We start from the raw sequence: 9,766 nt of genomic DNA on the forward strand, positions 1-9,766 counted from the left end.
CCCCAGCCCCCACCGGGCTGGGGCCTTCGCCGTTCCCGTGAGAAATCCCGCGCCGCGGTTGAGTGGCCGGGGCGCGGCGCACGTACAGAAGGGCGCATGGCCATGCACCGCCGGCAAGGGCGGGGAGGCACCGCCCCCCTCAGTCGCCTCAACGCCCTTGCAGGTGGCCCGCCGCGTCGACCTTCCCCTCGCGCCGAGGCGCGCGCGGCGGGCACCACAGGGGGCCGGTCCGGACCTCCCGGCCGGCCCCGCCGCGGTGTCGGACCGAGGGCTTAGCCTCGAAGGCATGCGCGCGGCCCGGCTGATCCATCTCGTCCTCCTCCTTCAGTCCCACGGCTCGATGACGTCGGCCGAGCTCGCCGAGGCCTTGGAGGTGTCCGAGCGGACGGTCGGCCGGGACGTGCTGGCGCTGTCGGAAGCGGGCGTACCGGTCTACGCGGAGCGGGGGCGCGCCGGCGGCTACCGGCTGGTGGACGGATACCGGACCCGGCTCACCGGGCTCGCCCGCGAGGAGGCGGAGGCGCTGTTCCTGTCCGGTGTGCCCGCCGCGCTGGAGGCGATGGGACTGCACGGCGCGGGATCGGCGGCCCGGCTGAAGGTGTCCGCCGCGCTGCTGCCCGAGCTGCGGGACGCCCCGCGCACCGCCGCGCAGCGCTTCCACCTGGACGCGCCCGGGTGGTGGCAGGAGCCGGCCACGCCACCGCTGCTGCCCGCCCTGGCCGAGGCGGTGTGGGGCGACCGCCGGCTGCGGGCGCGGTACCGGCGCGCGGACACGGAGGTGGAACGGGAGCTGGAGCCGTACGCGCTCGTGCTGAAGGCGGGTGTCTGGTACGCCGTGGCGCGCGTGGAGGGGTCTGAGCGGGCCGAGCGGGTCGAGGGCGCTGTGGGCGCCGAGGGCGAGGTCCGGGTGTACCGGGTGGACCGCTTCACCGCGGCGGACGTCCTGCCCGAACGATTCGCCAGGGACCCGGGGTTCGACCTGCCGGCGTTCTGGGCGGCACGGGCGGCCGAGTTCGCGCGCTCCGTACTGCGCGCCGAGGTCGTGCTGCGGCTCACCCCCGACGGCGCCCGGCACCTGCCGTACGTCGCCGACGGGGCCGCCGCCCGCGAGGCGCTGGCCGCGGCCGCGCCGCCCGACGCGGACGGCCGCGTCACCGTCACCCTGCCCGTGGAGTCCCTCGAGGTCGCCTACCACCAGTTGCTCGCCCTCGGTCCCGACGCCGAACTCCTCTCCCCCGCCCCGCTCCGCGCCCGCTTCGCCCGCGCCGCCCGCACCATGGCGGCGGCCTACGCCGGCTGACTTCCGCCGCCCCGTCAACTCCCGTACCGGCCTCCGGCCCCGACCGTGGCGTCGGCACCCGCGCGGGGAGAGTAACGTCACGACACGGGCGCATCCGCGTCTCTCCACGTGCGGGGGCAGACCGCAGACAGGATGCTGGAGCGGTGATGGACGAGACGGAGTTCTGGGAGATCGTCGACAGCGCCCGGACGGCGGCGGGCGGGGACCCGGAGGAACACGCCGATCTGCTGGTGGAGCGGCTCACGCGGCTCGACCCTGAGTCCGTCGTCGATTTCGCGCGGCACTTCGAGAGCCGGTTCAACCGGGCCTACCGTTGGGACGTGTGGGGCGCCGCCGATCTGATGCTGGGCGGGGCCGGTGACGACGCGTTCGACTTCTTCCGGTGCTGGCTGATCGGGCAGGGACGGCATGTGTTCGAGGGCGCGGTGCACGACCCGGACGCGCTGGCGGAGCTGGCGGAGCGCTTCGACCCGGAGGTGGACGGCGACTCCGAGGACCTGGGCTACGCGGCCGACGAGGCCTACGAGCAACTGACCGGGATGCGGCTGCCGGACCTGGACCTGCCGCCGCAGCCGGCCGAGCCGGAGGGCGTCTACGTCGACTTCGAGAACGCGGACGCGGTGGCGCAGCGCTTCCCCCGGCTGTGGGAGCGCTTCGGCTGAGCCGCCGCCCCCTCGGCGCCGGCACCGCTCCCGGCGGCCGTCACAGCGCGCGCCCCATGAACACGTCGTCCACATAGGCACCGTCCAGCCGGAACTCCCCGGGCAGGACGCCCTCGACCGTGAAGCCGGCCGCCTCGTACAGCCGCCGGGCGGGGGTGTTGTGGCCCAGCACCCGCAGCGTCATGCGCCGCGCGCCCTGCCCGCGAGCGGCCTCCAGTGCCGCCATGACGAGTTCGAGCCCGACGCCGCGGCCGCGTGCCCAGCCGTCGACCGCCAGGCCCTGGATCTGGCGTACGTGGGTGTTGGACGCCAGCGACGTCGGCGGCGCGAACCGGATGAATCCGGCCGGCCGCGCGTCCACCTCCGCGACCAGGTACGCGTCCGGTCCGAAGCGCTCGCTGAAGAAGTCCCCGTGCTCCTCCGGCGGCGGCGACACCGCGTGCAGTGTCGACCAGGTGGCACGGTCCAGCCGGGCCAGGGCGGTGTCGTCGGAGAGCAGGGCGGCGCGCACACGTATCCCGGACATGCGCGTCACCCTGCCACAACCCGGCGCGCGGGCGCGCGACGATGTCCCCATGCGCTTCGCCATCACCGGTTCGTCCGGCCTCATCGGCTCCGCCCTGGTCCGCTCCCTGCTCGCCGACGGCCACGAGGTCGTACGCCTCGTCAGGCGCCCGCCCTCCGGGCCGGACGAGGCCCGCTGGGACCCCGAGGGGGGCGAGATCGACGCCACTGCCCTGGAGGGCGTCGAGGCCGTGGTCAACCTCGCCGGGGCGGGGGTGGCCGACCACCGCTGGACGACGGCGTACAAGCGCACCATCCACGACAGCCGCGTGCGGGGCACCGCGACGCTCGCCGGGGCGCTGGCCTCGCTGGGCGCGCCGCCGCGCGTGCTGGTCAGCGGCTCAGGGATCACCGCGTACGGTGACACCGGCGACCGCCGGGTCGACGAGAGCACCCCGTACGGGGACGGCTTCCTGCCCGGCGTGTGCCGTGACTGGGAGGCGGCCGCGGCCCCGGCACGGGACGCCGGGATCCGGACCGCGTTCGCCCGCACGGGCCTGGTCGTCTCGGGCCGGGGCGGCGCCTGGGAGCGGCTGTTCCCGTTGTTCAAGGCGGGACTGGGCGGCCGGCTGGGCAGCGGGCGGCAGTACTGGAGCTTCATCTCGCTGCAGGACCAGGTCGCGGCGCTGCGCCACATGGCCGGCCATGACGCGGTCTCCGGTCCGGTCAACGTGTGCGCGCCCGAGCCGGTGACCAACGCCGAGGTGACCGCCGCCATGGCCCGGGTACTGCGCCGGCCCGCGCTGTTCCCGGTCCCCGGGCCCGTCCTGCGCACCGTCGTCGGGGAGTTCTCCACCGACATCCTCGGCAGTACACGGGCCGTTCCCCGCAAACTCCTCGACACCGGTTTCGCCTTCGCCCACCCCGGCATCGACGAGGCGATCCGCGCCGCGCTGGCCGACGAACGGCACTGAATGCCACCACGCGGCCTTCCGGCGGCATCAGTTGGCGAAGTTCTGGGCATGACGCTTCCAGCGCCAGCTGACGCGAGCGGGGAAACGTGCCGACCTCGGGGAGGGGCAACGTGCTCTCAACAGCACGCTCTACCGGTTCTTCAACGGACGTATGCGTGATCGGAGCCGGCGTCGCCGGTCTGTCGGCGGCGCATCATCTGATCAGTGCCGGGCTCCAGGTGACCGTCCTGGAAGCCGACGACCGGGTCGGTGGGCGCATGGCCACCGACGAGGTGGACGGCTTTCTGCTGGACCGGGGGCCGCAATTGCTCAACACCTCCTATCCGGAGCTGCTCCGCACGCCGGGCCTGGACAATCTCCAGCTGCGGCCCTTCTCACCCGCCGTCCTGGTGCGGGCCGCGGGCCGCGGCTACCGCGTCGGCGACCCGCGCGGGGCACTGGCGGCGGCCCGCGCCCCGCTGGGGTCGCCACTGGACAAGGCCCGGCTGCGGACGGCGCTGCACCGCTTGGCCGACACCCCGGTCGAACGGCTCCTGGAGCGGCCCGAGACCACGGCCGCCGAGGCGCTCGCCTCGCGCGGGCTGGCGCCCCGCGCGGTCGACGGGTATCTGCGGCCGCTGCTCTCCGCGCTGCTGTGCGACCCCTTCCTGACGACGTCCAGCCGCTGCGCCGACCTGGTGCTGCGCGCCTTCGCCCTGGGGCGCACCTGCTTGCCCGCGGGGGGCGCTCAGGCCCTGCCGCGGCAGCTCGCGGGCGCGCTGCCGGAGGGCGCGTTGCGCCTGGGGACGCGCGCGGTGGCGGCCTCCACCAACTCGGTGCTGACCGAGGACAAGGAGGAACTGCCGTGCCGGGCCGTGGTGGTGGCCACCGGGGCCCGCGCGGCGGCCGAGCTCCTGCCGGGGTTGCGCGTACCGGACTTCCACGCCGTCACCGTGGTCCACCACTCCGCCCCGACCGCGCCGCTGCGGGAGGCCGCGCTCGTGCTGGACGCGGACCGGCGCGGCCCGGTCTCGCACTCGCTCCCGGCGAGCCTGGTCGACCCCTCCCGCGCGCCGGTCGGCCGGACGCTGGTGACCTCGGTGCTCCTCGGTGCCGATGCCGTCCAGGACCCGGACGACCACGCCGTGCGCGCCCACCTCGCCGAGCTCTACGGCACCTCCACCGCGGGCTGGCGGCGGCTGGCCGTGCACCACGACCCGGAGGCCGTGCCCGCCATGCCCGCGCCGCACGACCTGCGCCGCCCGGTACGCGTCCTTCAGGGGCTGTACGTGTGCGGCGACCACCGGGACACCAGCACGGTGCAGGGCGCGATGCTCTCCGGGCGCCGGGCCGCGCAGCGGCTGCTGCGCGACGTGGGCCTGCGCCCGGGGTCCCGGACGGAGCCGCTGGCCGCGTGAGCGGCCCGGACCGGCCGGGGCCGGGGTCTGCTCCCCGGTACCGGCCGGCCGGCCGTCGCCCCGTGCGTCAGCCCACCAGGACCCCGAGGGCCGCGGCCCGGTCGTGGAAGGCGCGCACCGAGGACGCGTCGCGGTGCGCGTCGAGGCGGCGGCCGAAGTCCCGGACGTACTCCAGGGCGCGCACCGAGCGCATCTCGACGGCGGCCTGCATGGCCTCGGCGCCCAGCGCGCAGGCCGCGTCCACCTCGCCGAGCCCGAGGCGGGCGGTGGCGAGCACGGTGCGGCAGAACAGGCGGCTGCGGGCGTAGGCGGCGGGCCGCAGTTGCAGGGAGCGTTCGGCGTGCTGGGAGGCGGCGCGGTACTGCTGCAGGTCGCGGTGGCAGTGGCCGAACTCGTCGGCGAGCTGGGCCTCGTCGAAGAAGCGGGCCCAGGACGGCACGTCGTCCCCGGCGCGGGCGGCCTCCAGGGCTCGTTCTGCGCGCACGAGCGACGCGGTGCACGCCCGGACCTCGCCGAGCAGGCCGTGCCCGCGGGCCTCGGCCGCGTGCAGCAGCGCCTGGACGACCGGCGGGGCCCCGCTGCCGACGCCCTGCTGGGCGACCCGGGCGAGCTGGACGGCTTCGCGGCCGTGCCCGAGGTAGACCGCCTGGCGGCTCATCGTGACCAGCACGTAGCCCCCGTAGACCCGGTCGCCGGCCGCCTGGGCGAGCCGCAGCGACTGCACGAAGTAGCGCTGGGCGAGCCCGTGGGCGCCGATGTCGTAGGAGGTCCAGCCGGCGAGCCGGGTCAGGTCGGCGACGGCGGCGAACAGCCGGCGGCCCATGGTCTCGCCGTAGGTGCCGCGCAGCATCGGCTCGGCCTCGTGCTCCAGGTAGCGGACCAGGGCCTGGCGGGCGTGGCCGCCGCCGAAGGCGTTGTCCAGGGAGCGGAAGAGTTCGCCGACGGAGCGCAGGGCGGCGAGGTCGCCCATGGTGACGCGGTTCCCGCCGGGACCTCCCGGCACCTGGGGCGCCGCGTCCCCGCGCGTGCGCTGGGCGGGCAGCCGGGCCACGCCGCCGCCGGGAGGGCCCGGCTCGGCGTTGCGCCCGACCCGGTCGTCGGCGCGCCCGATGAGCCAGTCGCGGCTGGGGACGACCAGGCCCGCCGGGGTGAAGGCGATCTTGCGCAGGTCGGCCTGGCTGCCGGTGTCCTTGCGCCACAGCCCGGAGACGATCTCCACGGCCTCCTCGGGGGACGAGGCGAACTCCAGCCCCGCGTAGACCGGGGCCACCGCGTCGAGGCCGAGGTCGTGGGCGGACAGCCGCCGCCCGAGCCGCCGGGTGAAGACCTCGGCGATCAGCGCGGGGGTGGTGCCGCGCGGTTGCTGGCCGCGCAGCCAGCGGGTGACGGAGGTCTTGTCGTACCGCAGGTCGAGCCCGTGCTCGATGCCGAGCTGATCCACGCGGCGGGCGAGCCCCGCGTTGGAGAAGCCGGCTTCGGCGATGAGGGCCGCGAGTTGGCGGTTGGGGGGGCGCTGCGAGGAACGGTCGGACATCAGTGGTGCGGTCCCCTGCCTTCCGGGCTATCTCCAGAACGGCGCGAATGTAACGTTCTGTGCCGGGACGCTCACTACCGGAGCCTCGCATTCGCTGTAACGGGTGAACCTGCCCCCGCATAACCCCGGAATCCTTCCGTCCGCCCGATTCGGGTGCTATCTGCAGCCCCCTACAAGGTGCGGCCGCGACGGACGTACAGTTGCCGAGGCGTCCGATACCGATGAAACAGGCGCCGCCGCAGGCGATCACAAGGGAGCGGCAGTGAGTGAGCTGCACTTCGTCCATCTGGGCTTCGGCGAGAACGCCGTGGAGTATCAGGAGGCATGGCAGGAGCAGCGCCGGGTGCACGCGGCGCGCTTCGCGGACGAGATCCCGGACACCTGCCTGCTGCTGGAGCACCCGCCGGTGTACACCGCGGGCCGCCGCACCGAGGACAGCGAGCGCCCGCTGGACGGCACGCCGGTGATCGACGTGGACCGCGGCGGCAAGATCACCTGGCACGGCCCGGGCCAGCTCGTCGGCTACCCGATCCTCAAGCTGCCGCGCCCCGTCGACGTCGTCGCCCACGTGCGCCGGCTGGAGGAGGCGCTGATCAACGCGTGCGCCGAGTTCGGGCTGGAGACCACCCGCGTGGAGGGCCGCAGCGGGGTGTGGGTGCTCGGCGACCCGATCGAGGACCGCCCGCCGGTCATCCCCGGGCTGACCCTGGACTTCGACCCCCGGCTGCACGACGACGAGTTCGACCCGCGGCTGTCCGGCCCGGAGTACGCCCCCTCCAACGCCGGCCAGCGCCGCGAGGACCGCAAGCTCGCCGCGATCGGCATCCGGGTCGCCAAGGGCGTCACCATGCACGGCTTCGCACTCAACTGCGATCCGGACAACACCTGGTTCGACCGGATCGTGCCGTGCGGCATCCGGGACGCGGGCGTGGCCTCGCTCAGCAACGAGCTGGGCCGTGCGATCGGCGTCACGGACGTGCTGCCGGTCGTGGAGAAGCACCTGCGGGCCGTTCTGGAGTCGGCCGAGCCGCTGCCGCGCGCGGTCTGAGGCGGCTTGAGACGGTCAGAGATGGGAATCCACGGGCGTAGGCTGATGTTCTCCGAGGAAATGAAGTCGCGAGAGGGAGTCGACCGTGTCAGCTGTGGCACCTGAAGGCCGCAAGATGCTGCGTCTGGAGGTCCGCAACAGCCAGACCCCCATCGAGCGCAAGCCCGAGTGGATCAAGACCCGGGCGAAGATGGGCCCCGAGTACACCGAGCTGCACGGCCTGGTGAAGCGCGAGGGCCTGCACACGGTGTGCCAGGAGGCGGGCTGCCCCAACATCTTCGAGTGCTGGGAGGACCGTGAGGCCACCTTCCTCATCGGCGGCGACCAGTGCACCCGGCGTTGCGACTTCTGCCAGATCGACACCGGCAAGCCGCAGGCCCTCGACCGCGACGAGCCGCGCCGTGTCGGCGAGTCCGTCGTCACGATGGACCTGAACTACGCCACCATCACCGGCGTCGCCCGCGACGACCTGGAGGACGGCGGCGCCTGGCTGTACGCCGAGACCGTCCGGCAGATCCACGCCATGACGGCCGACCGGGCCGCCGGCCGCACCAAGGTCGAGCTGCTGATCCCGGACTTCAACGCGGACCCCGCGCAGCTCGCCGAGGTCTTCGGCGCCCGCCCCGAGGTGCTCGCGCACAACGTCGAGACGGTCCCGCGGATCTTCAAGCGCATCCGCCCCGGTTTCCGTTACGAGCGCTCGCTGGAGGTCATCACCAAGGCCCGCGAGGCCGGTCTGGTGACCAAGTCCAATCTGATCCTCGGCATGGGCGAGGAGCGCGCGGAGATCAGCCAGGCCCTGCAGGACCTGCACGACGCGGGCTGCGAGCTGATCACCATCACCCAGTACCTGCGGCCGAGCCTGCGCCACCACCCGGTGGAGCGCTGGGTCAAGCCCCAGGAGTTCGTGGAGCTCAAGGAGGAGGCCGAGGAGATCGGCTTCGCCGGGGTCATGTCCGGCCCGCTCGTGCGGTCCTCGTACCGGGCCGGACGCCTCTTCCAGCAGGCGATGGAGCGGCGCGGCGCGGTGGCCGCCGAGGCGGTCTGATCACCCACCGCACTCGGCAGGCGAACGTGCGGTTCGTCACGTCAGGGGCCCCACTCGGGCCCCTGACGTGTCTGTGACGTGCGGCAGTCCCAAGAGGCCGACGCAAAGGGACCGCCGGGGTTTCACGACGGTTTGACCGACCAGTCACGGGCTGGTAACACAATGTGGTGACTCTGGATAAGCGGAACATCCACATGCGTCTGAGCCGTCCTGAGGGGGACCCCACCATGCAGGCCGAGGCCGCACAGCTCCATCGCCAGAGCACCATTCCCGGCGCCGCCGCGGGCGCGCTGCGCGCCGTGGAGTCCTTCCTGTTCCGCGGCGCCGAGGCGACCGCGCGCCGCAACGCCTGGTCGGCCGTGCTGGAGGACCGCAAGCGCGCCAAGGACCGCCGCGAGGCCCAGCACGTCATGGACGCCCTGGTCTCCGCCCGCGCGGGCCGTCCGGACGCCTTCTAGCCCCTTCCGGCCGCCGTCCAGCGGTTCCCGACCCCCTCCGGTGGGGCCGGCGGCGCGCGGGACACGTATCCTGTGCGGCATGGCGAGGGATACAACCGAGAACAACCCTGGGCGCCTCAAGCAGATCGCCCAGACCTACAAGATGACCAGGCGGGTCGACTCCAAGGTCGGGCTCGTCCTCGCGGCTGTGGGAGTCGTCACCTTCGGTGTCATCCTCGCCATCGGCTTCGTGATCGGTCACCCCATCTACGCGGGCATCCTCGGCCTGCTGCTGGCCCTCCTCGCGATGGCGGTCGTCTTCGGGCGGCGCGCCGAGGCGGCGGCCTTCGGGCAGCTCGAGGGACAGCCGGGCGCCGCGGCGGCCGTGCTGGAGAACGTCGGCCGGGGCTGGTCGGTGACGCCCGCGGTGACCATGAACCGCAACCAGGACGTCGTGCACCGCGCGGTCGGCAAGGCCGGCATCGTGCTGGTGGGCGAGGGCAACCCGAACCGGGTGAAGAGCCTGCTGGCCGCCGAGAAGAAGAAGATGGCGCGGGTGGTCTACGACGTGCCGGTGACCGACATCATCGTCGGCAACGGCGAGGGCGAGGTCTCCTTGAAGAAGATCCGCGCGACGCTGCTGAAGCTGCCGCGCGTGGTGCCGGGCCCCAAGGTCACCGAGGTGAACGACCGCCTGCGGGCGCTCGGCGACCTGATGAGCAACATGCCGGTCCCGAAGGGTCCGATGCCCAAGGGCATGCGGATGCCGAAGGGCCGCTGAGCCCCGCGCGATCGCATACGAAACGGAAACGGGATGTGCCCCGGACGATTCGATTCGTCCGGGGCACATCCCGTTTCCGTT

General features: G+C 73.8%; 10 protein-coding genes. 8 read left to right on the top strand and 2 right to left on the bottom strand.

The window, feature by feature from the left end:
* Window positions 1–286: 286 nt before the first annotated feature.
* Together ACFWVC_RS38075 and ACFWVC_RS38080 are read left to right on the top strand one after the other, a co-directional pair.
* On the top strand, window positions 287–1,300 hold the full coding sequence (locus ACFWVC_RS38075; protein ID WP_384299136.1) for a helix-turn-helix transcriptional regulator: 1,014 nt from the start codon (window positions 287–289) through the stop codon (window positions 1,298–1,300).
* Window positions 1,301–1,446: 146 nt separating this feature from the next.
* On the top strand, window positions 1,447–1,962 hold the full coding sequence (locus ACFWVC_RS38080) for a DUF4240 domain-containing protein (RefSeq protein WP_384299142.1): 516 nt from the start codon (window positions 1,447–1,449) through the stop codon (window positions 1,960–1,962).
* 40 nt (window positions 1,963–2,002) lie between these two features.
* On the opposite strand, the gene ACFWVC_RS38085 is transcribed toward ACFWVC_RS38080, so the two are convergent.
* The gene (locus ACFWVC_RS38085) at window positions 2,003–2,488 is read right to left on the bottom strand and encodes a GNAT family N-acetyltransferase (protein ID WP_384299148.1); all 486 of its coding nucleotides are present in this window, start codon (window positions 2,486–2,488) and stop codon (window positions 2,003–2,005) included.
* A gap of 49 nt (window positions 2,489–2,537) precedes the next feature.
* Here ACFWVC_RS38085 and ACFWVC_RS38090 point away from each other — a divergent pair, with 49 nt between their 5' ends.
* Window positions 2,538–3,440, top strand: a complete 903-nt coding sequence (locus tag ACFWVC_RS38090; protein ID WP_384299155.1) for a TIGR01777 family oxidoreductase — start codon at window positions 2,538–2,540, stop codon at window positions 3,438–3,440.
* A gap of 155 nt (window positions 3,441–3,595) precedes the next feature.
* A complete protein-coding gene (locus ACFWVC_RS38095) occupies window positions 3,596–4,837 on the top strand; it encodes an NAD(P)/FAD-dependent oxidoreductase (RefSeq protein WP_384299159.1) in 1,242 nt (413 codons plus the stop codon).
* 67 nt (window positions 4,838–4,904) lie between these two features.
* On the opposite strand, the gene ACFWVC_RS38100 is transcribed toward ACFWVC_RS38095, so the two are convergent.
* Window positions 4,905–6,371: a regulator gene (locus ACFWVC_RS38100; protein ID WP_384299165.1), complete on the bottom strand. Its 1,467-nt coding sequence runs from the start codon at window positions 6,369–6,371 to the stop codon at window positions 4,905–4,907.
* Between the two features lie 262 nt (window positions 6,372–6,633).
* Here ACFWVC_RS38100 and lipB point away from each other — a divergent pair, with 262 nt between their 5' ends.
* The 4 genes from lipB (at window position 6,634) to ACFWVC_RS38120 (ending at window position 9,685) form a co-directional block, all read left to right on the top strand.
* Complete coding sequence (gene lipB / locus ACFWVC_RS38105; RefSeq protein ID WP_384299169.1) at window positions 6,634–7,419, top strand: lipoyl(octanoyl) transferase LipB; 786 nt, start codon at window positions 6,634–6,636, stop codon at window positions 7,417–7,419.
* 85 nt (window positions 7,420–7,504) lie between these two features.
* Window positions 7,505–8,467, top strand: a complete 963-nt coding sequence (lipA, locus tag ACFWVC_RS38110; RefSeq protein WP_384299172.1) for a lipoyl synthase — start codon at window positions 7,505–7,507, stop codon at window positions 8,465–8,467.
* 227 nt (window positions 8,468–8,694) lie between these two features.
* Window positions 8,695–8,925 (top strand): hypothetical protein, encoded by a 231-nt coding sequence (locus tag ACFWVC_RS38115; RefSeq protein ID WP_384299178.1) that lies wholly within the window; start codon window positions 8,695–8,697, stop codon window positions 8,923–8,925.
* Between the two features lie 79 nt (window positions 8,926–9,004).
* Window positions 9,005–9,685 (top strand): DUF4191 domain-containing protein, encoded by a 681-nt coding sequence (locus tag ACFWVC_RS38120; protein ID WP_384299175.1) that lies wholly within the window; start codon window positions 9,005–9,007, stop codon window positions 9,683–9,685.
* The last annotated feature ends 81 nt before the right edge of the window (window positions 9,686–9,766 follow it).

The organism is Streptomyces sp. NPDC058691 (assembly GCF_042714775.1).
GTDB lineage: Bacteria > Actinomycetota > Actinomycetes > Streptomycetales > Streptomycetaceae > Actinacidiphila.

What these genes read in the sequence shown, in the direction of transcription:
- ACFWVC_RS38075 (WP_384299136.1), top strand. Translation starts at nt 287, where the DNA reads ATGCGCGCGGCCCGGCTGATCCATCTCGTCCTCCTCCTTCAGTCCCAC.
- ACFWVC_RS38080 (WP_384299142.1), top strand. Translation starts at nt 1,447, where the DNA reads ATGGACGAGACGGAGTTCTGGGAGATCGTCGACAGCGCCCGGACGGCG.
- ACFWVC_RS38085 (WP_384299148.1), bottom strand. Translation starts at nt 2,488, where the DNA reads ATGTCCGGGATACGTGTGCGCGCCGCCCTGCTCTCCGACGACACCGCC.
- ACFWVC_RS38090 (WP_384299155.1), top strand. Translation starts at nt 2,538, where the DNA reads ATGCGCTTCGCCATCACCGGTTCGTCCGGCCTCATCGGCTCCGCCCTG.
- ACFWVC_RS38100 (WP_384299165.1), bottom strand. Translation starts at nt 6,371, where the DNA reads ATGTCCGACCGTTCCTCGCAGCGCCCCCCCAACCGCCAACTCGCGGCC.
- ACFWVC_RS38115 (WP_384299178.1), top strand. Translation starts at nt 8,695, where the DNA reads ATGCAGGCCGAGGCCGCACAGCTCCATCGCCAGAGCACCATTCCCGGC.
- ACFWVC_RS38120 (WP_384299175.1), top strand. Translation starts at nt 9,005, where the DNA reads ATGGCGAGGGATACAACCGAGAACAACCCTGGGCGCCTCAAGCAGATC.